Source organism: Methylobacterium marchantiae (assembly GCF_042679825.1).
GTDB lineage: Bacteria > Pseudomonadota > Alphaproteobacteria > Rhizobiales > Beijerinckiaceae > Methylobacterium > Methylobacterium marchantiae.
Genome location: NZ_JBHTND010000001.1, coordinates 15851 through 38855 on the forward strand (window position 1 = coordinate 15851; position 23005 = coordinate 38855).

21 protein-coding genes are annotated in these 23005 nt (G+C 67.6%); 6 read left to right on the plus strand and 15 right to left on the minus strand.

Annotated features, from left to right (window positions below; genetic code table 11):
* Positions 1–51: 51 nt before the first annotated feature.
* From ACFQ4G_RS00085 to ACFQ4G_RS00105, 5 genes are all read right to left on the minus strand, one after another.
* Complete coding sequence (locus ACFQ4G_RS00085; protein WP_238207966.1) at positions 52–582, minus strand: gamma carbonic anhydrase family protein; 531 nt, start codon at positions 580–582, stop codon at positions 52–54.
* 94 nt (positions 583–676) lie between these two features.
* Positions 677–1465, minus strand: a complete 789-nt coding sequence (locus ACFQ4G_RS00090; RefSeq protein ID WP_238207965.1) for an enoyl-CoA hydratase — start codon at positions 1463–1465, stop codon at positions 677–679.
* Positions 1462–2703 (minus strand): CaiB/BaiF CoA transferase family protein, encoded by a 1242-nt coding sequence (locus ACFQ4G_RS00095; protein ID WP_238207999.1) that lies wholly within the window; start codon positions 2701–2703, stop codon positions 1462–1464. Before ACFQ4G_RS00095 ends, ACFQ4G_RS00090 begins: the two co-directional genes overlap by 4 nt.
* 313 nt (positions 2704–3016) lie before the next feature.
* The gene (locus tag ACFQ4G_RS00100; RefSeq protein WP_238207964.1) at positions 3017–4309 is read right to left on the minus strand and encodes an MFS transporter; all 1293 of its coding nucleotides are present in this window, start codon (positions 4307–4309) and stop codon (positions 3017–3019) included.
* A gap of 128 nt (positions 4310–4437) precedes the next feature.
* Complete coding sequence (locus ACFQ4G_RS00105; RefSeq protein ID WP_238207963.1) at positions 4438–5613, minus strand: pyridoxal-phosphate-dependent aminotransferase family protein; 1176 nt, start codon at positions 5611–5613, stop codon at positions 4438–4440.
* A gap of 158 nt (positions 5614–5771) precedes the next feature.
* Here ACFQ4G_RS00105 and ACFQ4G_RS00110 point away from each other — a divergent pair, with 158 nt between their 5' ends.
* Entirely contained in the window at positions 5772–6530 is a 759-nt protein-coding gene (locus tag ACFQ4G_RS00110; protein ID WP_238207962.1) for a GntR family transcriptional regulator, read from the plus strand.
* A gap of 78 nt (positions 6531–6608) precedes the next feature.
* Here the strand turns inward: ACFQ4G_RS00110 and ACFQ4G_RS00115 are convergent, their stop codons facing one another.
* Positions 6609–7652 (minus strand): threonine aldolase family protein, encoded by a 1044-nt coding sequence (locus ACFQ4G_RS00115; RefSeq protein ID WP_238207961.1) that lies wholly within the window; start codon positions 7650–7652, stop codon positions 6609–6611.
* Between the two features lie 138 nt (positions 7653–7790).
* On the opposite strand from ACFQ4G_RS00115, the gene ACFQ4G_RS00120 reads away from it, so the two are divergent.
* The 4 genes from ACFQ4G_RS00120 to ACFQ4G_RS00135 all read left to right on the plus strand — a co-directional run bounded on the left by ACFQ4G_RS00120 (position 7791) and on the right by ACFQ4G_RS00135 (position 12398).
* Positions 7791–10808, plus strand: a complete 3018-nt coding sequence (locus ACFQ4G_RS00120; protein WP_238207958.1) for an FAD-binding and (Fe-S)-binding domain-containing protein — start codon at positions 7791–7793, stop codon at positions 10806–10808.
* Between the two features lie 97 nt (positions 10809–10905).
* Positions 10906–11289, plus strand: coding sequence for a nuclear transport factor 2 family protein (locus ACFQ4G_RS00125; RefSeq protein ID WP_238207956.1), 384 nt, complete (start codon positions 10906–10908; stop codon positions 11287–11289).
* A 264-nt stretch (positions 11290–11553) separates the two neighbouring features.
* On the plus strand, positions 11554–11970 hold the full coding sequence (locus ACFQ4G_RS00130) for a YeeE/YedE family protein (RefSeq protein ID WP_238207954.1): 417 nt from the start codon (positions 11554–11556) through the stop codon (positions 11968–11970).
* Entirely contained in the window at positions 11970–12398 is a 429-nt protein-coding gene (locus tag ACFQ4G_RS00135) for a DUF6691 family protein (RefSeq protein ID WP_238207952.1), read from the plus strand. Before ACFQ4G_RS00130 ends, ACFQ4G_RS00135 begins: the two co-directional genes overlap by 1 nt.
* Before the next feature lie 75 nt (positions 12399–12473).
* Here the strand turns inward: ACFQ4G_RS00135 and ACFQ4G_RS00140 are convergent, their stop codons facing one another.
* From ACFQ4G_RS00140 to ACFQ4G_RS00180, 9 genes are all read right to left on the minus strand, one after another.
* Positions 12474–14549 (minus strand): family 2A encapsulin nanocompartment cargo protein cysteine desulfurase, encoded by a 2076-nt coding sequence (locus tag ACFQ4G_RS00140; RefSeq protein ID WP_238207951.1) that lies wholly within the window; start codon positions 14547–14549, stop codon positions 12474–12476.
* On the minus strand, positions 14536–15927 hold the full coding sequence (locus tag ACFQ4G_RS00145; RefSeq protein WP_379039448.1) for a family 2B encapsulin nanocompartment shell protein: 1392 nt from the start codon (positions 15925–15927) through the stop codon (positions 14536–14538). The genes ACFQ4G_RS00140 and ACFQ4G_RS00145 overlap by 14 nt, the downstream gene beginning before the upstream one ends.
* A 319-nt stretch (positions 15928–16246) precedes the next feature.
* Entirely contained in the window at positions 16247–17113 is an 867-nt protein-coding gene (gene cysE / locus ACFQ4G_RS00150) for a serine O-acetyltransferase (protein ID WP_238207948.1), read from the minus strand.
* A gap of 56 nt (positions 17114–17169) precedes the next feature.
* Complete coding sequence (locus ACFQ4G_RS00155; RefSeq protein ID WP_238207946.1) at positions 17170–17361, minus strand: hypothetical protein; 192 nt, start codon at positions 17359–17361, stop codon at positions 17170–17172.
* 552 nt (positions 17362–17913) lie between these two features.
* Complete coding sequence (locus tag ACFQ4G_RS00160) at positions 17914–18693, minus strand: molybdopterin-dependent oxidoreductase (protein ID WP_238207944.1); 780 nt, start codon at positions 18691–18693, stop codon at positions 17914–17916.
* Entirely contained in the window at positions 18690–19337 is a 648-nt protein-coding gene (locus tag ACFQ4G_RS00165; RefSeq protein WP_238207942.1) for a cytochrome b/b6 domain-containing protein, read from the minus strand. The genes ACFQ4G_RS00160 and ACFQ4G_RS00165 overlap by 4 nt, the downstream gene beginning before the upstream one ends.
* 85 nt (positions 19338–19422) lie before the next feature.
* Positions 19423–20022, minus strand: a complete 600-nt coding sequence (locus tag ACFQ4G_RS00170; protein WP_238207940.1) for a hypothetical protein — start codon at positions 20020–20022, stop codon at positions 19423–19425.
* A 118-nt stretch (positions 20023–20140) separates the two neighbouring features.
* The gene (locus tag ACFQ4G_RS00175; protein WP_238207938.1) at positions 20141–20761 is read right to left on the minus strand and encodes a hypothetical protein; all 621 of its coding nucleotides are present in this window, start codon (positions 20759–20761) and stop codon (positions 20141–20143) included.
* 177 nt (positions 20762–20938) lie between these two features.
* Complete coding sequence (locus ACFQ4G_RS00180) at positions 20939–21799, minus strand: universal stress protein (RefSeq protein ID WP_238207936.1); 861 nt, start codon at positions 21797–21799, stop codon at positions 20939–20941.
* Positions 21800–22182: 383 nt separating this feature from the next.
* Here ACFQ4G_RS00180 and ACFQ4G_RS00185 point away from each other — a divergent pair, with 383 nt between their 5' ends.
* On the plus strand, positions 22183–22884 hold the full coding sequence (locus ACFQ4G_RS00185; protein ID WP_238207934.1) for a DUF4142 domain-containing protein: 702 nt from the start codon (positions 22183–22185) through the stop codon (positions 22882–22884).
* Positions 22885–23005 lie beyond the last annotated feature (121 nt).

Consider the following 23005-nt stretch of genomic DNA (forward strand, 5'->3'; position numbering starts at 1 on the left):
CCGGACCGGAGCCGAACCCCAGCCGTCATCGAAACCGGCTCGATTGCGCGCTCACCGGAGAGCCTGGAGTTCGGCCGCGAAGCGCCGGCCGTTGGCGACGTAGGATTCGGCGGTCCGGGTGAGCTTCGCGACCGCCTCGTCGTCGAGACTGCGGGCGATCCTGGCGGGCGCGCCGACGATGAGGCTGTTGTCGGGGATCTCCTTGCCCTCCGTGATCAGGGCATTGGCACCGATCAGGCAGTTCCGGCCGATCCTCGCGCCGTTCAGGATCGTGGCGCCCATGCCGACGAGGCTGTTCGCGCCGATGCTGCAGCCGTGGACGATGGTGCGGTGGCCGATGGTGACGCCTTCGCCCAGATGCAGCGGAAAGCCGGGATCGGCATGCAGGATGGCGCCGTCCTGGACGTTGGTGCGGTCGCCGATCCGGATCTCGTCATTGTCGCCGCGGATCACCGCGCCGAACCAGATGCTGACATCGAGGCCGAGATGGACGCGCCCGATGACATGGGCCCCCGGGGCGATCCAAATGCGGGCCTCATCGGCGAGTTCCGGGCGATGGGAACCGAGCGTGTAGAGCGTCATGTGCGGCGTCCGGTGTATCGGGGCAGGAATGGGGTCGGGCCATTTACCCGGAAAGCACCATAATGCGTGCAGCCGGATACGTCGCTGCCGGTGATCAGGTGCCGGTCCAGGCGGGTGGGCTCCTGTCGAGGAAGGCCCGCACGCCGATCCCGAAATCGCGACTGCCGTAGCAGGCACTGATCAGGTCCGCCGCCTCCGCCTCCGGATCGACCGCGAGGCGGAGCAGCATCCGGCGCGTCGTGCTCATCGTCACCGGTGCATGGCCGAGAAGCTGCTCGCAGATGCGCGCCACCTCCGCATCGAGCCCTTCAGCCTCCGTTACGGCGGCGAGATAGCCCAGCGGCATCAGGGTCTCGGCGGCCGGCATCTCGGCGAGCAGCAGCATCCGCTTGACGAGGCTGAGGCCGAGCGTGGCGGTGAGACGACGCAGATTGGCCGGCGAGAGGCAATTGCCCAGGGTGCGGGCGATCGGCACGCCGAAGCGCGCTCCGGTCTGCGCGATGCGGATGTCGCAGGCATTGGCGATGGCGAGGCCGCCGCCGACCGCAAGCCCCTCGATCACCGCGATGGTGGGGACGCGCAGGGCTTCGAGGGCGCCGATGAACCCGTCGATCCGCGCCTCGTAGGCGACGCCGTCCTCTCCCGAGGTGAAGCTCGCGAATTGCGCAATGTCGGTTCCGGCGACGAAGGCCTTGCCGCCGGCTCCCCGTAGGACGGCCACGCGGATCTCGGGATCGGTCTCGATCCGTGCCAGCCCTTCGGACAGGTCCTCGTACATCGCCCAGGTCATGGCGTTGCGGGCGGCAGGCCGGTCGAAGGTGAGATGGGCGACCGCGCTGTCCACCCGGTAGCGGACCGCGCCCTCGTTCTGAGTCGCGCTCATGCGGCGAAGGCGCCGCGCGAGCGCAGGGTCTCGATCTCGTCCGCCGAGAGACCGAACTCCGTCAGCACCTCGTCGCTGTGCTCGCCGAGCAGGGGCGCGTGCCTGCGGGTGCGCTGGGGCGTGCCCATCAGCTTCACGGGAAAGCCGATATTCGGCACCGTGCCTTCGATCGGGTGCGGGACCTCGATGCGCATCTGCCGGTGCCGGCCGTGCTCGCTCTCGAACGCCTCCGGATAAGTGTTCATGCGGCCGGCCGGTATGCCGGCGTCGAGGAGCAGGGAGACCCATTCCTCGGCGGTCTTCACGGCGAAGCTCCGCTCCAGTTCCTCGATCAACTCCTCGCGGTTGGCGAGGCGGCCGGGGATGTCGAGGAAACGGGAATCCTCGAACAGGTCGCCGCGACCGAGCACGTCGCAGAGCAGGCGCCAGAGCTTCTGGTTCGTCGCACCCATGACGAAGTAGCCGTCCGAGGCTCGCACCGCCTGGTAGGGCGCGCTCATGCGGTTGGAGGTACCGAGCGGCTGCGGGATGCGGCCCGTCCCCCAATATTCGGAGACATCCCAGATCGAGAAGGCCAGGGCCGCGTCGAACAGGGAGGCATCAATGTACTGGCCCTCGCCGCCGGCCTGGCGCCCGATATAGGCGGAGAGGATCGCGTAGACCGCGAACAGGGCGCAGCCGATATCGGCGACCGGTACGCCGGCCTTGACCGGCGGACCTCCTGGATGGCCGGTGACGCTCATCACACCCGACATCGCCTGGGCCATCAGGTCGTATCCCGGCCGTTTCGCCCAGGGGCCCGACTGGCCGAAGCCCGAAATGCTGGCATAGATCAGGCCCGGATTGCGGGCGCGCATCGCCTCGTAGCCGAGCCCGAGCCGGGTCATGACTCCCGGCCGGTAATTCTCGACGAGGACGTTCGCGCTGGCGGCGAGATCGAGCAGCAGGTCCCGGCCCGCATCGGATTTGAGGTTCAGGGCGAGACTGCGCTTGTTCCGGTTCATGTTGAGGAAGCCCATGCTGTCGGGCCCCTTCATCTTGAACCCCATGGCACCGCGGGTCTGGTCCCCCGTGCCCGGCGGCTCGATCTTGACGACGTCCGCCCCGAGATCGGCGAGCAGCATGCTGCAGAACGGCCCCGCCATCACCTGCGTCACGTCGAGGACGCGGATGCCCGCGAGGGGCAAGGGACGCGAGGTGGGGCGCGGGGTGGGGGTGTCGTGCACGGGTTCGTCCATCGTGCCGGGTTCCTGTGTTGTGCCGGGGCCGGGCCTGCCGGCTGGACTGTCGCTGACGGCGGCAAGGAAGGCCGCGCGCATCTGTTGGCTCCGCTCGCAGGGCACCACACCGTCATCCGGGGCGCCGCAGGCGAGCCCGGACTCGGAGGGGCGCGCCAGCGGCGTGCAATCCAGAGCCGCCGACGGTGTAAAGTCTTGCACCACTTGCGTTTCTGGATCCCGGGCTCCGCTGCGCGGCCCCGGGATGACGGGGTGCTGCGCGTGGGTGTCCGACGAGCACGTCGCCTCACCTGTCGGGAAACGGGAATGCCCGCTACTCCGCCGGCACCGCCCGCCCCAGGGGCACCTCCGGCTCCTCCTCGAACGGACGCTCCGGGTGCATGGTGAAGGCGAGGCCCGCGCCAAGGAGGCAGAGGCCGATGGAGCCGGCGAAGGGCAGGGTCCAGCTTCCCGTGGCGTCGACGATGAGCCCGAACACGATGGGGGAAATGATCGCCGCTACCGCCGAACCGGTGTTCATCAAGCCGGCCGCCGTGCCCGAATATTTCGGCGCGATGTCCATCGGCACCGACCAGATCGGACCGATGACGAGTTCGGCGAAGAAGAAGCCCGAGCTCAGCAGCAGGGCCACCAGGGTGAGGTCACGCGTGAAGAACACGCCCGTGAGGCTCGCCGCCGCGCCGAGGAAGCCGGTCACGATCACGCTGAGCCGGGCGAGCTTGAGGTTGCCGGTCTTCTTCAGGATGCGGTCGCTGAACACGCCGCCCAGCGTGTCGCCGACGACGCCGGCGAAGAAGACGCCCGAGGCGAACAGGGCCGAATTCTTCAAGTCGAGGCCGTAATTGAGCTTGAAGAAGCTCGGCAGCCAGCCGAGGAACAGCCACAGGGTCCAGCCGTAGCAGAAATAGGTCAGCGTCACCGGCAGGATGCGCTTCGTCAGGCGGCCCCAGGGGATGTTCTGCTTGGCGCCGACCTTACGCGGCTCGGGCAGGACCGCGAGCTCTTCCTGCGTGATGGCGGGGTGATCCTTCGGATCGTCGCGGAAATACAGGTACCAGACCACGACCCAGAGGAAGCTCGCGAAGCCGAGGATGACGAAGCCGAAGCGCCAGCCGACCTGGTAGATCAGGAAGGCGACGATGGGCGGCGCCACCGCATTGCCCAGCCGCGCGAAGGCGTGGGTGATGCCCTGCGCGAAGCCGCGCCGGCCCGGCGCGGTCCAGTTCTGCATGGCGCGGGTGGCGGTGGGGAAGGTGGCGCCCTCGCCGAATCCCAGCAGCACCCGGGCGAGGAACAGGCTGACCAGCCCGCCCACGAACCCGGTGAGGATCGTCGCCGAGGCCCAGATCAGTCCACAGACGAGGAGGGTGCGCCGGGCTCCGAACTTGTCGCCCACCGAGCCGCCGATGACTTGGAAGATGGCGTAGGGATAGGCGAAGGCGGACAGGATCAGGCCGAACTGCGTGTTCGACAGCCCGAGGTCCTTCATGATCTCGCCGCCCGCCGTGGCGATGTTCACCCTGTCGAGATAGGTGACGAAATACATCAGGCAGAGCAGGAACAGCACCATGTTCGACGCGGAGACGCGTCTCTTGACTGGCGTCATCGGGGTTTCCTCCGGTTGAACGTGTCACCCCGCCCGATCTGATTGCCGGGTTTTCCTGGGGGGCACGCGGGGATGCTTGGTGTTTCTGACGCGTTCCCCTGCCCGCACTGGGGAAGGGGATGTGCTACTCAGTCGTCCAGCCCGGAGCGCAGGGCGTCCATCGCCGCCAGCACGCCGCCGCGCGTGTGGGGCACGCCTCCGGCCTTGAGGCCCATCTCGACGCCGGACAAGGCGGCCATCAACGTCAGGTCGTTGCATTCGCCGAGATGGCCGATGCGAAAGACTTTGCCGCTGAGCTTGGCGAGCCCGGTGCCGAGCGAGAGATCGTATTTTTCGAGGATGAGCCTGCGCAGGGCGTCCGCATCGTGGCCTTCGGGCAGCATCACGGCGGTGAGGACCGGCGAGTGTTCCGAAGGCTCCTGGCACAGGATCTCAAGGCCCCAGCCCTCCACGGCGGCACGGGTGGCGGCGGCCAGCCGCTGGTGGCGGGCGAAGACCTGGGGCAGTCCTTCTTCCATCAGCATGACGATGGCCTCGCGCAGGCCGTAGAGAAGGTTCGTCGCTGGCGTATAGGGGAAGTAGCCGCCGGCATTCGGCTTAAGCATGTCCTCCCAATCCCAGTAGGAGCGCGGCAGCGTCGCAGTCTTCGAGGCAGCAAGTGCCTTGTCCGACAGGGCGACGAGGCCGAGACCCGGCGGGAGCATCAGACCCTTCTGCGAACAGCTCACCGCGACGTCGACGCCCCATTCGTCATGGGCGTATTCCGCCGAGCCGAGACCCGAAATCGTATCGACGAAGAAAAGGGCCGGATGGTTCGCCCGATCCATGGCCTTGCGGATCTCGCCGATCCGGCTCGTCGCGCCGGTCGAGGTCTCGTTGTGGACCACCATCACGGCCTTGATCGACTTGGAACGGTCCTCGGAGAGGATCGCTTCGACCCGTGCCGGATCGACGCCGCGGCGCCAGTCGCCGGGCACGAACTCGACCTCGATCCCCCAGCGCGCCGCCATCTGCCGCCACAGGGTGGCGAAATGGCCGGTCTCGAACATCAGCACCCGGTCGCCGGCCGACAGCGTGTTGACGATGGCCGATTCCCAGGCCCCGGTGCCGGAGCCCGGATAAATGATGACCGGCGAACGGGTCTGGAAAATCGCCTGGGCCCCCTCCAGCACCGCCTTGCCGAGTCCGGCGAAGTCTGGCCCGCGATGGTCGATCACCGGCAGGTCCATGGCGCGCAGAACACGCTCGGGCACCGGGCTGGGGCCCGGAATGTGCAGGAAGTGGCGTCCGGTCCGTGTCGTCATCGATGTCTCCGCGATGGCCGGTCGAGGGGAGCGTCGCCCCGAGATCGACGTTTGAGGCGCGATGCGGCGGAAAATTGCATTCATTTTTTTGGAGAGCAAGCATTATTATGCGGACATTGATCCTCGACCTTCGCGCTTTCGGCTGGTAAGTCCGCATTATGGTGCTTGATCCCGTCTCCGAACCCGATGCAGATGCCGGTTCCGCGGCCAACGACGGCGCGCGTCTTCCTCCAATCCAGTCCCTGGCCAGATCTCTCCACGGCGAGCTTCTCACCCGCCTTCGGGACTACATCGTCGAGGGGAACCTGGCGCCGGGCGCCCGGGTCCCGGAGCGGATCCTGTGCGAGCGCTTCGGAATCTCGCGGACGCCCCTGCGCGAGGCGCTGAAGGTGCTCGCCTCGGAGGGGCTGATCGAGCTGCTGCCGAACCGGGGCGCGCGGGTGCGCCAGCTCGACGGCCATGAGCTGGTCGACCTGTTCGACGTGATGGGCGGGCTCGAAGCTTTGGCCGGACGCCTCGCCTGCGAGAAGATCACGCCCGCCGCCTTTGCCGAGATCGAGCGCCTGCACCACGAGATGTATGGCTGCTACATGCGGCGCGACCTGCACGGCTATTTCGCGTGCAATCAGGCGATCCACGACCGGATCGTTCAGGCGGCCGATAACGAGCCGCTGCGGACCAGCTACGCCAACTTCGCCGGGCGCCTGCGTCGTGTTCGCTACTCGGCCAATCTCGACGAGAACCGCGATCGCTGGGGCGAGGCGATGCGCGAACACGAGGAAATCCTCGATGCGCTGCGCCGGCGCGCCGGCAACGACCTCAGCGACATCCTGTTCAGGCACCTGCGCAACAAGCGCCGCGCGGCCGCGGGGCGGGAGACGGCTCCGCCGCCGGACACCGAAGACACCGCATCGTGACGGGGTGCCATGTCCGTCACGGTCGAGGTCTCACCATCATACGCCGTCTCGCCGCTGGGCGCTGATCGTCATCGCGGCTCAGCGCGCCGCGTGGAAACGTGCGGCCTGCGCCCGGATCACCGCCGCTGCTTGCAGGATGCCGGCTCGATCGACGTCGAGATGGGTCGTCGCACGGATCTGGTGGGGGCCGATGGCGCGGATGCGCACGCCTTCGGCGAGACACGCCTCGGCGAAAGTAGTCGCGGTGACGCCCAGCGGCTCCACCGAGAAGCACAGGATGTTGGATTGGGCCACATCGGGCGCGATGGAGAGACCGGGGGCGCCGGCGATGCGGGCCTTCAACTCTCCGGCATTGGCGTTGTCGAGTTCCAGCTGATCCACATGGTGATCGAGAGCGTAGAGCCCGGCCGCGGCGAGGATGCCCGACTGCCGCATGGCTCCGCCGAGCCGGTACTTCCAGCGCCAGGCCTCGACGACGAAGTCCCGGCTGCCGCAGAGCACCGCGCCGACCGGGCAGCCGAGGCCCTTGCTCAGATCGATCCAGACGCTGTCGAAGCCTTTGGCGTAGTCCCTGGCGGAGATGTCGGTGGCGGCCACCGCGTTGAGCAGGCGCGCGCCGTCGATATGCGCCTTGAGGCCTCTGTCATGGGCGATGTTGCGGATGCGGCGCATGTGCTCGAGAGCCCAGACCGAGCCTCCGGAAAAGCTCGTGGTCTGCTCCACCGAGACCAGGGCCGAGCGCGGTGCCGTGCGGGCGGGAGGGCGGATCGCCGCCTCGAACGCCTCCGGCGTGTAGAGGCCGGCCGGCGTCGCCAGGGCCTTCACCGAGACGCCGCCGATCGCGGCCGATCCGGCCGCCTCTGTGTTGTAGATATGGGATTGGTCGTCGACGATGATCTCGTCTCCGGGCCTCGTCTGGACCAGGATCGAGACGAGGTTGCACATTGTGCCGGACGGCATGAACACGCCCGCCTCCGCGCCGAGAAGATCCGCCACCCGCTCGCACAGGGCCAGGGTCGTTGGATCGGAATCCGATTGCTCGTCGCCGACCTCAGCCCGCGCCATGGCCTCGCGCATGCCGGGCGTCGGCCGGGTCTGCGTATCGCTATACAAATCGATCATGCCGATGCCCTGTTTTGCATGCAATCCTACGCGCCCATCTTAGACCACCGGCACGATCACGCCACCACGTCGCTGCTCGAACACCGCTGATACCGCCCGTTCGAGCGATCCCACGCAATCCTCACGAGGGTGATGGACATGACCGCCACGGCTGAGCCTGCCACCGGCCCGCAGCCCATCGCTTCGCCCGCGATCGGCGCGAATCCGGTCAGCCCCCGCGCCGCCAACCGCCAGGGGGCCGGCCTTCCGCGGCGCCTCGCCGAGGCCTTGCGCGGTGAGGCACGGTTCGATGCCTTCACCCGCGGGCGCTACGCCAACGACGCCTCGATCTACCAGATCATGCCGGCGGGCGTGGTCCTGCCCCGCAATGCCGCCGACATCGCCGCGACCCTCGAGATCGCGGCCGAGCACGACGTGCCGGTCATCATGCGCGGCGGCGGTACTTCGCAGAACGGCCAACCCATCGGGCGCGGCCTCGTGGTCGATTGCTCGCGCCATTTCAACGGGATCATCGCCTACGACCCGCAAGCCGGAACGATCACGGTGGAGCCCGGCATGGTGCTGGAACGGCTCAATACCCGCGTGAAGGCCGATGGCTGGTTCTTCCCCGTCGAGCCCTCCACCGCCACCCGCTGCACCATCGGCGGCATGGCCGGCAACAATTCCTGCGGCGCGCGCTCCCTGCGCTTCGGCAAGATGAGCGACAACGTCCTGAGTCTGGAGGCGCTGTTCCACGACGGCGAGCCCTTCGGCTTCGGCCTCACCGGCAACGAGGCGACGGGCGTGGTCGGCTCGCGGCGGGCCGGCGACCTCGCCGCCGCCATGCGGGCGCTGGCCGAATCCGAGCGGGACGAAATCCTGCGGATGTACCCACGGGTGCAGCGCCGGGTCGGGGGCTACAATCTCGACGCGCTGATCGAGGCGCGGCCGAACCTCGCCCATCTCCTCATCGGCTCGGAGGGGACGCTGGCGGCGACCACCAGCGTGACCCTGAAGCTCTCGCGCCTGCCGGCCCATCGGGTGATGGGGGTCTGCCATTTCCCTTCGTTCCGATCGGCCATGGAGACCACGAAGGCGATCGTCGACCTCGACCCCGTGGCGGTGGAACTCGTCGACAACAACGTGCTGGTGCTCGGCGCCGATATCCCGCTGTTCCGGGCGACGCTGGCCGACATCACCCGCGGCACGCCGAACTGCCTGCTCCTGGTGGAATTCGCCGGCGACGACCGGGACGCGCTGATGCGCGACCTGAAGCGCCTCGACGCCTGCATGGCCGATCACGGCCATGTGGATGCCGTCGTGGAGGTGCCGCAACCGGTACGCCAGAAATCGGTCTGGGAAGTGCGCGAGGCCTGCCTCAACATCATGATGTCGATGAAGGGCGACGCCAAGCCCGTCTCCTTCATCGAGGATTGCGCGGTGCCGCTGGAGCATCTCGCCGATTACACCGACGCGGTGACGGAGGTGTTCACGAAGCACGGCACGCGCGGCACCTGGTACGCCCATGCCTCCGTCGGCTGTCTGCATGTCCGCCCGATCCTCGACATGAAGCAGGGCGGCGACGTGGCCAAGATGCGTGCCATCGCGGAGGCGGCGAGCGAGCAGGTGCGTCGCTTCAAGGGCTCGTATTCGGGCGAGCACGGCGACGGCATCTCGCGCTCGGAATACATCGCGCCGATGTTCGGGGAGCGCCTGACCCGCGCCTTCGAACAGGTAAAGGTCGGGTTCGACCCGGAGAACCGGCTCAACCCCGGCAAGATCGTGCGGCCGCTGCGGATGGACGACCGGTCGCTGATGCGGTTCCAGCCGGGCTATGCCGTGAGCCAGCCGGTGAAGGCGGCCCTCGACTGGTCGGAATGGGGCGGCTTCGGCGGCGCCGTCGAGATGTGCAACAACAACGGCACCTGCCGGAAGCTCGCCGGCGGGGCGATGTGCCCGTCCTACCGGGCCACGAAAGACGAGCAGCACCTCACCCGCGGCCGGGCGAACAGCCTGCGGCTGGCGATATCGGGCCAGCTCGGGGCGAATGCCTTCACCAGCCACGAGATGAAGCGGACGCTGGATCTCTGCGTCTCGTGCAAGGCCTGCCGCCGCGAATGCCCCACCGGCATCGACATGGCGAAGATGAAGGTCGAGTTCCTGCATCACTACCACGCCCGCCACGGCCTGCCGCTGAAGGAGCGGCTGGTGGCGGCGCTGCCGCTCTATGCCGGCACGGCGGCGTGGCTGGCGCCGCTCCTCAACCTGCGCGACCGGGTGCCGGCCCTGGCGCGCCTGTCCGAGCGGGTCGCCGGCCTCTCGGCGCGGCGCAGCCTGCCACGCTGGCGCAGGCCTTGGGTCGAGCAGGGCGAGCCGGCCCATCCCGGCGACGTGACCGGGGATTTCCGCGACGTCGTCCTGTTCGGCGACACGTTCAACCGCGCCTTCGAGCGCGAGAACCTCGAAGCGGCCGAGCGCGTGCTGGAAGCGGCCGGTTACCGCCTGCACCGCGTCTTCCCCAGCCGCGGCCGGCGTCCGCTCTGCTGCGGGCGCACCTACCTCGCCTCCGGACAGACCGACCGGGCACGCGAGGAGGCGCGTCGCACCCTCACCACGCTGCTGCCCTACATCCGGGCCGGGGCGCGGATCGTCGGGCTCGAACCCTCCTGTCTCCTCACCTTCCGCGACGAGTTCGCGTCCCTGCTTCCCGGCCCTGAGGCGGGTGAATTGAGTAAGGCGAGCCTGCTGTTCGAGGAATTGCTGGCGGTCGATCTCGATGCCGGGCGGATCACCCTGCCACTGGCCGATCAGCACGGACGGGTCGCGCACCTGCACGGCCATTGCCACCAGAAGGCCTTCGCCGCCATGGGCGCGGTGGAGACGGTCCTGCGCGCCGTTCCGGGGCTGGATGTGCGGGTGATCGAATCGAGTTGTTGCGGCATGGCGGGCGTCTTCGGCTACGGCGCCGAGACCATCGACGTCTCGCTGGCCATGGCCGAACTCTCGCTGTTCCCGGCCCTGCGCAAGGCCGGCCCCGACGACCTCGTGGTGGCCGACGGCACCAGCTGCCGCCACCAGATCCATGACGGGCTCGGAATGGAGGCTCTCCACGTCGCGCGGGTGCTCGACGAGGCGATGGCGCGTCCGGGCATCACGCCTTCGGCCGGACGTCACTGATGGCCGGTCTTCGCCTCGATGACGTGCGGGGTGTTTCCGCGAGCTGTGGGCCGGCTTTCTCGAACGGAATCCTCGCGGACCCATACAGGGGGACAGCATGACCGAGCTTGAGCGCAACAAGGCGAACGTGATCGCCTTCTATCGGCTGATGTTCGACGAATGCCGGCCACGGGAGGCCATCGCGCTTTATGCCGGCGACGAATACATCCAGCACAATCCGCATGTGGCGACCGGCAAGGACGGCTTCATCGATTATTTCGAGCGCATGGCGCGCGAATGGCCGGGCAAGCGGGTCGAGGTGAAGCGCGCGGTCGCCGAGGGCGACCTCGTCGTGCTGCATTGTCTGCAGCACTGGCCGGGCAACCACGATTATGCCGCCATGGACATCTTCCGGCTCGACGACGCCGGCAAGATCGTGGAGCACTGGGACGTGCTGCAGGTCCTGCCCGACGCGTCCGCCAATCCCAATGGAATGTTCTGACGAGCCGGGTCGCTCGCGTTCCGCGCCCTCCGATAAAGTGGTCACCGGTTCCACGTTCTGGAGCCTGCTGAACGAATGCCTGCGTGATCGGGCGATTCGTATTGACAGATACGCTCCGACATTCGACCTCTCGGCGGGTGGGCGGACCACCGCCCCCGTCGGGTTTTCCAGTTCATGACAACGGGTTCGACACGGTCGTCCGTGCTCGGCGGCCGTGGTGTGTTCGTTCCGGGTGGTCCCGTCCGGAGGAGCCGGAGTCGCTGAATGATCGTCTTCCTGTCGGCCCTTGCGGGTGGCGTCCTGATCGGGGCCTCCGCCGCCCTGCTGCTCATTCTCAACGGTCGCATCGCCGGCATCAGCGGTATCGCCGCCGGGGCGATGCTTCCGGTGAGCCGTGACACGCCGTGGCGATGGACCTTCCTCGCCGGCCTGCTCCTCGGACCGGTCCTGTTCCGCCTCGCTTTCGGCGCCTGGCCCGTCGTCCAGCTCGACGCGCCCTGGACACTCGTCGTCCTCGGCGGTCTCCTCGTCGGCTACGGAACCCGCATGGGCGCGGGATGCACCAGCGGCCACGGCGTCTGTGGCCTCGCCCGATTGTCGCCCCGCTCCATCGCCGCCGTGGCGACCTTCATGGTCACCGCCGCCGCGACGGTGTTCGTCGTGCGCCACGGGGGATGGTGATGGATATCCTGCGCTCGTCGGTGGGTCTTCTGGCCGGCCTGCTGTTCGGCTTCGGTCTGGCCCTTTCGGGCATGATGGACCCGGCTCGCGTGCTCGGGTTCCTCGACGTCGCCGGTGCCTGGGACCCCAGCCTCGCCTTCGTGCTCGCCGGCGCTGTCGGCGTCTCGGCGCTGGGCTATGCCCTCGTCTCGCGGATGCGCAAGCCCGTCCTCGCGCAACGGTTTGAGATTCCCCACAACCGTCCCATCACCGCCGGCCTGATCGGGGGCGCTGCCCTGTTCGGAATCGGCTGGGGCCTCGTAGGCCTCTGCCCCGGCCCCGCGCTGGCCGGTCTGATCCTCGGCCTGCCGCAGGTCATCGGATTCGTGGCGGCGATGCTGGTGGGCATGCTGCTCCATCGCTTCACCGCAGCGTCATCCCGCAGGTGAGACGCCAACGCATTCGGCCCGGTCAGAGAACCGACCGGGCCGAATGATGTCGCATCGCGTCTTCAGGCTCAGTCGTTACCGGCGCGGCAGGGCGTGCAGCGCCTTGAGGAAGACGTCCACCTCGGCGCGGGTGTTGTAGAAGGCCAGCGAAGCGCGGATCGACTGGTCGACGCCGAAGCGGCGGAGCGCCGGCAGGGCGCAATGGTTGCCCGAGCGCACGGCGATGCCGCGCGCGTCAAGATGCTTGGCCACCGCCTCGTTGTCATGTCCGTCGATGACGAAGGACATGACGCTGGCCTTCTGCCGCGCCGTACCGATGAGGCGAAGCCCCCTCACGTCGGCGAGACCGGCTTGCGCGTATTCGAGCAGGTCGTGCTCGTAGGCCGCGATGCCGGGCAGGCCTACGCTCTCGAGGTAGTCGAGGGCCGCCCCGAGTCCGACCGCGCCGGCGATATCGGGCGTTCCCGCCTCGAACTTCTCCGGCGCGCCCTTGTAGACGGTACGCGCGAAGGTGACGTCCTCGATCATGTGGCCGCCTCCCTGCCAGGGCGGCATCGCCTCCAGCAGGTGCTTCTTGCCATAGAGGGCGCCGATCCCGGTGGGGCCGAAGACCTTGTGGCCGGAGAAGACGAGGAAGTCGGCGTCCAGCGCCTGCACGTCGAGGGGGATGTGCGGGGAGGACTGGGCCGCATCCACCAGCACCGGCACGCCGTAGGCGTGGCTGAGAGCGATGATCTCGGCCACGGGGTTGATTGTGCCGAGAGCGTTGGCGACGTGCGTCACTGACACGATCTTGGTGCGGCCCGAGAGCAGGGCGGCGAACTGCTCGAAGATGATCTCGCCCCGGTCGTTGACCGGGATCACCCGCAGGGTCGCCCCGGTGGCCTGCGTCAGGAGCTGCCAGGGCACGATGTTGGCGTGGTGCTCGATCTGGCTGACGATGATCTCGTCGCCCGGACCGATATTGGCGCGGCCGTAGGAATTGGCCACGAGGTTGATCGCCTCGGTGGTGCCGCGCAGGAAGACGATGTCGTCCTTCGAGGGCGCGTTGATGAAGCGGCGCACCTTTTCACGGCCGCCCTCGAACAGGTCCGTCGAGCGCGCTGCCAGCGTATGGGCGGCCCGGTGGATGTTCGAGTTGTGGCGCGCGTAGAACTCGGACGTCGCGTCGATGACGCTCTGCGGCTTGTGGGTGGTGGCCGCATTGTCGAGCCAGATCAGCGGATGACCGTTGATGCTCTGGTGCAGGGCCGGGAAGTCCTTGCGCACGCGCTCCACGTCGAAGGGCGCGGCCACGGGGCTCGACCCTTGCGACGCGACATGGGGCGCAAGATGGGGAGCATGGCGGTGGCCCGGCTCGACGCGGGACGACGGCGCGGGCGCGGCATCGCCGGTCCGGCTGCGGTCCGTCAGGAAGTAGTATTCGCCCGACGAGAACGGCTCGTCGGCGATCTCCACCTTGCGGGATGCGTCGGGGCGGGCCGCGTCCGGGCGTGTTGTGTCTGGGCGTGTTGTGTCTGGGGAAGTCCGGCCGGTGCGGGAGAAGGTCTCCTGCGAGGCATCCTTATGTGAGGCGTCCTTGCTCGTATGGCCGGGCGCCTCCGGCACCAGGGACGGCGCGATTCCGTGCGCAAAGGCATTGGCGCGCGGGTGGTCCTTGGCGATCGCGGCGTGGAGATCGCGGCCGCCGGGGAGGAAGGCAGCGACGTCCGCCACGCTCGGCACGAAGAACTCGGGCAAGCCGCCACGGGGCGCCTGCGCCTCGGGATGGACCGAGGGAAACGCCGAGGGCTGGGCGAAGCCCGGCCCGGTCAGGCCGGGAAGGCCGACGGGCGGGGCACCGAACGAGCGGGTGGCGAGCGCCGAGGCGTCGGGCTGCAATCCCGACGGTGCCGAGCCCGACGGGACCGAGGGAGTCCCGAGATCCGCCTTCGGTGCCAGCGGATGGCCGAAGCCTTGTCGGTCGGATCCCTGGGGAAGATTCTCCAGGGCCTGGGGGGCTTGCGGGGTCTGCGGCAGGTTCGGGGTCAGGGGCGCGGACGCCGCCTGCCCCTGGCCGTAGATCTCGCGGGCGAGGCGCCCGACGAGATCCGCGTGCGCCGTATCGCCGAACAGCCCCGTGGGGAGGGCCGGCGCGTTAGGCGTAGTCATGGTAGTTGCCCAGCAGCACGTTATCGAGACGAGCGATGGCGTCTTCCACGAGCACGGCGGCCGAGAAGTAGCGGGTCACGAGGTGCGAGGCGATGGAATGGTCGTTGGTGCCCATGTAGCGCACCGACAGGCCGGTCTCGATCTCGCCGGTGACGCCCGACTTCTGCAGACCGACGACCCCCTGCTCGCCTTCGCCGACGCGGAGAAGCAGGATCGAGGTGGTCTGGGCGCCGGTTACCGGGTCGATGTCGATGGGCAGCTTGTCGCTCGGCACGATCGGCACGCCGCGCCAGGTGAGGAAGGGCGAACCGAACAGGTGGATCACCACCGGGGGCACGCCGCGGCGGGTGGCTTCACGGCCGAAGGCCGCGATGGCGCGGGGATGGGCCACGAAGAAGGCGGGCTTCTTCCAGACCAGGGTCAGGAGTTCGTCGAGGTCGTCCGGGGTGGGCGGGCCGCCGCGGGTGGGGATGCGCTGGCGCTGGCTGACTTCGTGCAGCAGGCCGAACTCGGAATTGTTGAACAGCTCCCATTCCTCGCGCTCCTTCACGGCATCGACCGTGAGGCGGATCTGCTCGCGAAGCTGGTCGATCTCATTGGAATAGAGATCGGTGACGCGGGTGTGGGTGTGCAGGATCGTCTGGATCGTGGAGAGGTGGTACTCGCGCGGATCCTCCTCGTAATCGACGAAGGTGGTGGGCAGACGCGGCTCGCCGGTATGGACCGCGAGAAGCTCGATACCCTGCTCGCCATGGCTGTTGGTGTGGCCCTTCAGGCGGTCGCGCTCCTCCACGTACTGGGTGATGCGCGAGCGGATGCCCTCGTCCTCGATGGCGGCCCGGTCGAGGGTCAGCAGAGTGACTACCGAGAGTGCCTTCACGGCTGGAGCGGGCGTGTTCTCGCCGACGAGATCGCCGTCACCGAAATAGTCTCCGCCGGTGGCGAGCCCCTGGCGCAGGCGGCCCTTGAACGGGCCCGACAGGGTCAGTTCGACGGTGCCGTCGGCCACCACCGTGAGGCTGCGGCCGGTGGAGCCCTCTTCAGCGATGATCTCGCCGGCCTTGTGCTGGGATGCGGTGAACTTGGATGCGAGGGCGGACAGTTCGTTGTCGCCGAGGCGGCTGAACAGCGGGATGCGCCGCAGGGAGGCCGGGCGCACGCCGCGCTCGTTCCCGTCGTTGCTCAGCTCGATCCGGCCGGGCTTGGCCAGCACGACGGCGCGGCGGTTGACTCGGTAGACGCCGCCGGCGACGTCGACGAAGGGCAGCAGGCGATGGAACCAGCGCGGGGTGTTGGCCGCGTTCTGGACCGAGGTGACGGTCGCGGTGGCTAGATTGCGTGCCGCAGAGGCGCTCACGCTCAGACCCGGTCCACTCATTGGTTTCGTCTCCGTGTTCCGGCAGGGGACATGGGACGGCTGCGACGCGGCGATAGCCGCATCGGAACCGCGCCTGACGCGCGCCCGCTCTGGTTGCTAGATTGTCCTTTGTCCCTGCAAGTCGCACGTGGTGCGGTCGGGACGATGTTCTCGTAGCGGCTATAGTTTATCTAGGTCAACAAAATGATATTCCATATTTCATCGAAGTGTTAGGGTAATAATTCCAAGAAGCGATGCTCAACAATTTAGCGCTCTTTATCGGTGAGACAAAATAGAATATCATTCTACGAAAGCCGAATATGATGTCGAGAGATCGTCTTCAAATGCCGTCACCGAAGAACTGATCCATGGTCAGTGCCGGGTCTTCGGCTGTGCTGATGCGGGAGACGACACGCGCCGGCACGCCCGCGACGGTGGTGTGAGCGGGCACGTCGTGCAGGACCACGGCCGCGGCGGCGACCTTCGCGCCCTCGCCGACCCGGATGTTGCCGAGCACCTTGGCGCCGACGCTGAGCAGCACCCCGCGCGCGATCTTGGGATGGCGATCGCCGCTTTCCTTGCCGTTGCCGCCCAGAGTCACCGATTGCAGGATCGAGACATCGTCGGCGATCACCGTGGTCTCGCCGATGACGACCCCGGTGGCGTGATCGATGAAGACCCCCGAGCCGATGCGTGCGGCGGGATGGATGTCGGCTCCGAACACTTCGGAGATCCGGCTCTGGATGTGGAGGGCCAGGGTGGCGCGGCCCTGGTGCCAGAGCCAATGGGCCACCCGGTAGCCCTCCAGGGCGGCGAGCCCTTTGTAGAACAGGAAGGGATCGAGATAGCGGCGGCAGGTCGGGTCGCGCTCGCGTATGGCGACGAGGTCGCGGACCGCGTGGTCGCCCGCATGCGGGTCGGCCTGGAAGGCGGAGAGACAGAGGTCGCGGGTGGACAGGCGTGAAAGGTCGCCGTCGCCGAGGCGATGGGCGAGGCGATAGGCGAAGGCGTGGATGAGGCTCGGCTGATCCAGGACCGTCGCCTGGACGATCCCGGCATAGAGCGGTTCCTCGATCAGCGCGGCCTCGGCCTCCGCGCGCATGGCGCGCCAGACGTCGGATTCGACATTGGTCTGGCTCACGCTGCGCAGGGGCGGGCGAAGGATGTTGCTCGGGATGCTGCGCGTGGCCAGATTGCCGGCTGTCATGGGTTCCGCGTCCTCGTGAGTTCTGGGCCCTCGCGCCGGCTCGGGCGAGGCCGGTCTCAGCCGACGCGCTGGAAGAGCGTCGCGATGTAGCCGACGAGCAGGCGGTGGCCCTCGAACTGAACGTTCACCGCCTCGGCCCCGTCGGCGGCGGACACGATATCGACGATGCGCCCGGTCGCGTGGCGCCAGATGCCGAGCGCCTCGGCAACGTCGAGTCTCGCGAACACGACCTGATCTCCGAGAACCATCGCTCCCTCCTTCGGGTGCCGTCTTCTATGTTGGGGGTCGGTTGCGCGGCCGAGGGCCGTCGCCTCTCACGGATTCCGTGGCTTCGTGCCGGAGGTGGGGTCGGTCCGACGCGATCCGTTGCCGGGCGGAGGCCTTGTGCCGAGGGGCGCGAGCCGCCTGGCGGGTCGGGATCCGAGTTCGCTCGTACCGTGCGACACCGGGGCGGTATCCAGTTCGATGAGGAGCGTTCCAGGGCGTCGCGACACGGGTTTCCAATCGAAGCACTGCCCCCGGACGAACCGTCTTCGAAAGCATTACGCGGACAAGCGGCCTTCCTCCGGCCTGTCTGTATTGTGCTTATCTTGACGCGCCGAGGTCAACGAGAGTGATTTTCAAAGACAAAGTGCTTTTGGAAAGATCCTTCCTTTTGCCCACGAGACGAGAGCAGGCTTGTCCTTTCGGAGCGTTTTCCACATCGAGACGACCGATGGACACTGCAGTCGGAACCACCCGATCCCGGCCGGACGATCGGAAACGGCATGCCGGGTTCCATCTTCGAAACGTGGGGCCGTTCAGATGCCGCTGAACCAGTTGTAGCCCTGGTCCTCCCAGTAGCCGCCGGGATAGTCGTTGGTCACGAACACCGAGACGATGTGTTTCGGGCTCTTGAAGCCGAGCTTCGTCGGCACCCGCACCCGGAGCGGATAGCCGTATTCGAGGGGCAGCGCCTCGCCGCCGAAATCCAGCGCCAGCACTGTCTGCGGGTGCAGCGCGCTCGGCATGTCGAGGCTGCCGTAATAGCGGTCGGCGCATTTGAAGCCGACATATTTCGCGGTGAGGTCGGCACCGACCCGTTCGAGGAAAGACTTGAGCGGAACGCCGCTCCACTGCCCGATCTGGCTCCAGCCCTCGATGCAGATGTGCCGGGTGATCTGGCTTTCCTGCGGCAGGGCACGCAGCCTCGGTAGGGTCCAGGGCGTCTTGTCGGAGACGAGACCCGAGACGTCGAGCTTCCAGGTCGCCTCATCGATCTCGGGGACATTGTCCGGCGGATAGTAGGCGTTGAAGCGGAACGGCTTGTCGATCATGCTCGCGGGATAGGTCGGTGCCAGCGTGTTCGGGTCGAACAGCCAGGCCTGGACCCGGTCGTTGGCACGCGACATCGCCCAGAGCGTCCGGTCGATCAGCGTGCCGTTGGTGCCGGTGGAGAGGTCGCAGCCCGAGAGCAGCGACAGGGCTCCGAGCGACAGACCGGAGCGCAGGAACAGGCGGCGTTCCAGCGTCACCAGTTCCGGCTGGATCTCGCGGCGCAGGTCGCGCAGGCGTTTCGCCTCGGTTGGGTCGCGGCTCATGGGCGGGTCTCCACCGGATCGACGGGAACGCGGGCGCGGCCGGTGATCATCGCCACGAACGTGCGCGGCACCAGGATCACCAGTGCCAGATGCAGCAGAATGAAACCGACGAGGCCGGACATGGCGAGGAAGTGTACGCGACGCGCCCACTCATAGCCGCCGAAGAGATTGGCCAATCCCTGCAACTGCACCGGCTTCCACAGGGCGAGCCCGGAGGCGAGGAGCAGGATTCCCAGCAGGAACGCCATCAGGTAGGCGAGCCTCTGCACGGCGTTGTACTGGCCGATCCGGTGGGTGAGGCGCAGACGCAAGGCCGCCGTGGCATCGCGCCAGACCGCGCCGGGGCTCAGCGGCAGGAACGACTTCGCGAAATGCCGCGCGAACAGGCCGTAGAGTGCATAGGCGAGACCGTTCAGGGCGAACAGCCACATGGCAGCGAAGTGCCATGCGAGCGCCCCGCCGAGCCAGCCGCCCAACGTCGCCCATTTCGGAAAGACGAAGGGGAAGAGCGGCGAGGCGTTGTAGATCGCCCAGCCGCTGAACAGCATGCAGAACACCGCCACCGCATTGATCCAGTGGGTCACGCGCACGACGAGCGGATGGATCACGGTGATGCGGGAGGGGCCGGCGGCAGATGATGACATCGCGGGGTCGCCCTTTGAAATGCAGATCGAACGGTGCTTCGCGTACCCCGCCCTCCCCCACAGGGCGGGGGAGGGCACAACGCCGTCACATCGACGGGACGGTGCCGTTGCGGCCGACGATGAGGATCACGGCGGTGGGCTTTCCGTCGGCACCCTTCTTCGTGAAGGCGACCACCTTGGCGCCGTCAACGACGACGGACTTGTCGCCCGGATCGACCAGGGTCACCGGCACGTCCTCCGGCACGTTCACTTTCTTCTCCCCGCCCTGGTACTTGACCAGCAGGGTCCGTCCCTCGGTGCCCGAGATGGTGCCGATGGCGCCGTTGGTCATGGTGGAGTTGGAGCCCAGATCCCAGGGGTAATGGCCGTCGGCCGTGCCGCGCAGGGACGAGGCGAAGACGGTGACCTGGAGCGCCTTCTGCGATCCGTCCGGCTGCGGGATCGCCGCGGTGCCGATGTAGCTGTCGGGCTTGATGTCGGTGAGCTTGCCGGAAGTCGCGGACAGAACCTTCACGTCGGGTTCCATGGTGACCGTCAGCGCCTCGCCGGTGCGCGGCTTGATCGTCACGGCCGTGCCGTCGACCTTCTCGATGGTGCCGCGGTAGCGCGTGATGTCGTCCGCCTGCGCGGCTGTGGCCGTCACGGCAAGCGTCAGGGTGAGTGTCGTCAGGAAGGATTTCAGCATGGCGTTTCCTTGAGCGTTCGGGTTCGGCGTCGTTGTCTTGGACCCGCTGTGAGATGTCGGGCCCCGATGCCGGGGCTGCGCCACTGCCCCGGAATACGTGTCGGCGGGTCGGTCGGGCTTACATCGGCGGAACGGTGCCGTTCTCGCCGACGATCATCCGATCGGCGACGACGGTGCCGGTCGCATCGGCCTTGGTGATCGCCACCACGCGGGCGCCCACCTTGATGACGGACTTGTCTGAGGGGTTGAGGGCGACGATCGGCGCGTCCTCTGGAACGGTGATGGTTTTCTCGCCGCCCTTGTAGGTCACGGTGATCGTCCGGCCGGTCGTGCCGGCGAGCGTGCCGACCGCGCCATTCGTCATCGTGCTCTCCTTCTCCAGGTCCCACGGATAATGGCCGTCGCCGGTACCGCGCATGCTGGGGGCGAACACGGCGACTTCGAGGGCTTTCAACGTGCCGTCGGGCTGGGGCGTCGCGGCCGTGCCGATATAGCTGTCGGGCTTGATGTCCCCGATCTGAGCCTTGCTCGCGGCGGCCACGCGCATCGCGTCCGCGAACCTGACTGAAACGGCCTGGCCGGTCCGGGGCTTGATCGTCACGTGATCGCTCTCGACGGATTCGATCGTGCCACGCACGCGGACCACTGGGGAATCGGCCAGAGCGGGCGGGCTCAATGCGGTCAGGCTGGAAAGCAGGCCGAGGCCAAAGGTGCCGGCCGTGATGATCCGTCGTGTCATGAAATGCCTTGCGATGGAGCGGTCCCGCCTGTCGGGACCGGGCCGAACGCTTCCGCCATTCCGGCGGGAAGCGCTCGGACAACGCGCAATCTGGCATTGAGTTCATATGCGCACAAATCAATTGTGCGCTATCGTGAATAGGGTCGGGACGAATTCCGGAGGGGCGCGGTCCGACGTTCAGTGCGCCATCAGCATCGGCATGGTGGCTTGGGCCAGGACATGGCTGGTGGCACCGCCGAAGATCATCTGGCGCAGCCGGCTCTGGGTATAGGCGCCCTTGATCAACAGGTCGCAGCCGAATTCGCGTGCCTCGTTGAGGAAGACTTCGCCGGGCGTGCGCCGTCCTTCGGTGAAGGCCTTGTGGTCGGCGAAGATGCCTTCGCAGGCGAGAGCCTTGGCGAGGTCCTCCGCGCTTGGACCCGGCACCATGCCGCCCTCCGCGCTGATGACCCGGATGCGCGAGGCCTTGCGTAGGAACGGCATGGCGAAGGCCACCGCCCGCGCCGTCTCGCTCGACCCGTTCCAGGCGATGACGATCGCCTCGCCGATGCTCGCCGGAGGGGTGGGAGGCGCCAGCAGGATCGGACGTCCGCTCTCGAACAGGGCCGTCTCGAACGTTGTCATGCGGGGTGCGCCGTCACCGGCGCCGGGACGTCCCACCACGGTGGCGGTGAACAGGCGGGCGTAATGGCCGAGGAACGCATCGCCTGCCGGGACATCCGGCCGCCAGCGATAACGCGTCCCGGCGGCGGCCACGAATTCCGGCGTGCACGGTCCCTCTGTGGCGACCGGAACGCCGGCGCCGACGAGGAAATCGACGAAGCGCCTGCCGGCCGCCTCGGCCTCGGCCTTGTCGGCCTCCTCGTCGCGCAGCCAGGTCATCCCGCCGACCATGTCCACGGGAACGTATTCGGCGAGTGCCGGCCGCAGGGAGACACCCTCGATCAGGCTTTCGAACCGGCGTGCGGTGAGCAACGTGGTCTCGAAGACGGATGGCAGCGTGTCATGGAGCGCCACCGGAACGAGCAGGGTCTTCATCGCCGGGAGCCTCCATCCACGCCATCGCCACCGACATCGACGCTAATGCGGTTTCGCATGGCGGAAAACTCCGGGGCCGCGTGAACCCACGCTTTTCTGCACCTGCATACGACGCGGCATGGCGCATGGACTGCCCGACGTCGTCGTGATTTGGCATGAGGACCGAGCCAAATGGAATGTTCAGCTTGGCTATAAGCTGGCACAAAGCACAGATGCGAAACGCCGATCCTCAGTAGAAAGCCTCGCTACGCATCGACATTTGTTGGGAACCCAACGGTCAGCGCATCGTTGTCCGCCGAACGTGGCGTTTCTGGACTTGCTGATCCGTGAGATACAGCCTGGTCCGTCGCCCCTGCGTTTTCAGACAAAATCCAGAGGTCCGAATGATGAACAAGTACGTTGCGCTTTCCGCTGTCGTCGTTGCAATGGCGACCCCTGCCGCTGCTCAGACGATGTCCGGCGATTTCCGCATGCAGGCGATGCAGGCCAATGCTTTCGAGGTCCAGTCCGGCCAGATCGCGCTGTCGAAGAGCCGCAACCCCCAGGTGATCCGCTTCGCCCGTGACGCCGTGCGCGATCACCGTGCCGCTAACGTGGCGCTGGCCGGCGGCGAGCGCACCTATGCGGGCAATGGCGGTCCCGGTGGTCTGATCGGCGCCCCCCTGGCGATTGCTGGTGGCGCCGTCGGCGCGGCCACGGGTGCTGCCACCGGCGTCGTCGCCGGTACGCTGAGCGGTGGCCCTGTCGGTGCCGTCGAGGGGCTGGGTAGCGGCGCCAGCCGTGGTGCGGCCGCCGGGAGCCGGGCTTTCAACGGCGATGTCGACACCACCGCCGGAACCACGATGGTCCCCGTCGATCCCCAGCAGCAGGCGATGCTGTCCGAGCTCGCAGCCGCTCCGGCCGGTCCGCGCTTCGATCGCCTGTATGGCCAGATCCAGGTGAAGTCGCACGAGATGGCGATCGGCATGTACCAGTCCTACGCCCAGACCGGCACGAACCCGGCTCTGCGCGCCCATGCCGAGCAGGCACTGCCAGTGCTCCAGCAGCACTACCAGATGGCCCAGCGCCTTCCGGGCGCCCGCTGACATCGGACGTTGCCGCGCCTCACCGAGGCTGCGGCGACGGACCGTCTGAATTGGCAATGCCGGGCTGGATGAGCCCGGCATTTTTTTATGCCCGCATCTCGCTGGATCGAACGGAGCCCCG

Coding starts and splice junctions, on each gene's coding strand:
- ACFQ4G_RS00105 (WP_238207963.1), bottom strand. CDS start 5,613: ATGACGACACGGACCGGACGCCACTTCCTGCACATTCCGGGCCCCAGC.
- ACFQ4G_RS00155 (WP_238207946.1), bottom strand. CDS start 17,361: ATGGTTCTCGGAGATCAGGTCGTGTTCGCGAGACTCGACGTTGCCGAG.
- ACFQ4G_RS00140 (WP_238207951.1), bottom strand. CDS start 14,549: ATGACTACGCCTAACGCGCCGGCCCTCCCCACGGGGCTGTTCGGCGAT.
- ACFQ4G_RS00115 (WP_238207961.1), bottom strand. CDS start 7,652: ATGATCGATTTGTATAGCGATACGCAGACCCGGCCGACGCCCGGCATG.
- ACFQ4G_RS00165 (WP_238207942.1), bottom strand. CDS start 19,337: ATGTCATCATCTGCCGCCGGCCCCTCCCGCATCACCGTGATCCATCCG.
- ACFQ4G_RS00125 (WP_238207956.1), top strand. CDS start 10,906: ATGACCGAGCTTGAGCGCAACAAGGCGAACGTGATCGCCTTCTATCGG.
- ACFQ4G_RS00175 (WP_238207938.1), bottom strand. CDS start 20,761: ATGACACGACGGATCATCACGGCCGGCACCTTTGGCCTCGGCCTGCTT.
- ACFQ4G_RS00090 (WP_238207965.1), bottom strand. CDS start 1,465: ATGAGCGCGACTCAGAACGAGGGCGCGGTCCGCTACCGGGTGGACAGC.
- ACFQ4G_RS00130 (WP_238207954.1), top strand. CDS start 11,554: ATGATCGTCTTCCTGTCGGCCCTTGCGGGTGGCGTCCTGATCGGGGCC.
- ACFQ4G_RS00185 (WP_238207934.1), top strand. CDS start 22,183: ATGATGAACAAGTACGTTGCGCTTTCCGCTGTCGTCGTTGCAATGGCG.
- ACFQ4G_RS00120 (WP_238207958.1), top strand. CDS start 7,791: ATGACCGCCACGGCTGAGCCTGCCACCGGCCCGCAGCCCATCGCTTCG.
- ACFQ4G_RS00135 (WP_238207952.1), top strand. CDS start 11,970: ATGGATATCCTGCGCTCGTCGGTGGGTCTTCTGGCCGGCCTGCTGTTC.
- ACFQ4G_RS00085 (WP_238207966.1), bottom strand. CDS start 582: ATGACGCTCTACACGCTCGGTTCCCATCGCCCGGAACTCGCCGATGAG.
- ACFQ4G_RS00110 (WP_238207962.1), top strand. CDS start 5,772: ATGGTGCTTGATCCCGTCTCCGAACCCGATGCAGATGCCGGTTCCGCG.
- ACFQ4G_RS00160 (WP_238207944.1), bottom strand. CDS start 18,693: ATGAGCCGCGACCCAACCGAGGCGAAACGCCTGCGCGACCTGCGCCGC.
- ACFQ4G_RS00145 (WP_379039448.1), bottom strand. CDS start 15,927: ATGAGTGGACCGGGTCTGAGCGTGAGCGCCTCTGCGGCACGCAATCTA.
- ACFQ4G_RS00170 (WP_238207940.1), bottom strand. CDS start 20,022: ATGCTGAAATCCTTCCTGACGACACTCACCCTGACGCTTGCCGTGACG.
- ACFQ4G_RS00100 (WP_238207964.1), bottom strand. CDS start 4,309: ATGACGCCAGTCAAGAGACGCGTCTCCGCGTCGAACATGGTGCTGTTC.
- cysE (WP_238207948.1), bottom strand. CDS start 17,113: ATGACAGCCGGCAATCTGGCCACGCGCAGCATCCCGAGCAACATCCTT.
- ACFQ4G_RS00095 (WP_238207999.1), bottom strand. CDS start 2,703: ATGGACGAACCCGTGCACGACACCCCCACCCCGCGCCCCACCTCGCGT.
- ACFQ4G_RS00180 (WP_238207936.1), bottom strand. CDS start 21,799: ATGAAGACCCTGCTCGTTCCGGTGGCGCTCCATGACACGCTGCCATCC.